Annotated in this window: 1 protein-coding gene; it reads left to right on the top strand. The window is 41.7% G+C overall.

Annotation, left to right across the window (positions count from 1 at the left end):
* Positions 1-192 precede the first annotated feature (192 nt).
* Positions 193-398 (top strand): hypothetical protein (locus CVN76_RS02085; protein WP_157805466.1); only part of this gene is annotated, 206 nt, incomplete at its 3' end.

Below are 398 nucleotides of genomic sequence, written 5' to 3' on the forward strand. Positions count from 1 at the left end.
AAAGTGGACCTGGAAGCTACGTCGTACATTAACATAGGCTTGGATTACGAAGCCGAAGAGGTCGACCTTAACTGGCTGATGAGCGCAAGTTTAATGGAAATAGTCGAAAAGTTGGCAAAGAATTAGCCCGCCCTGTGCTGAGAACACAAAGCGAGCCGTAAAAACAAACTATATCTTAAAGGAGATTATAACATGCCGAAATTAAAAAAGGTAACAGTCCAGTTCATATACGAAGGAATTTCTTATCCAAAAGATTTTGTATCAGGTGCTCTTCTTCCGGACGGTCGCGTCCTGGTCACCATAGATAATTTTTCACTTTACGATTGCGTTCCGACTGATTATCCCGATATATATATCGTGGACCTTGACGTTAATGATATCGATCAGATCGGAAGAGC

This window comes from Bacillus sp. mrc49 (assembly GCF_002803435.1).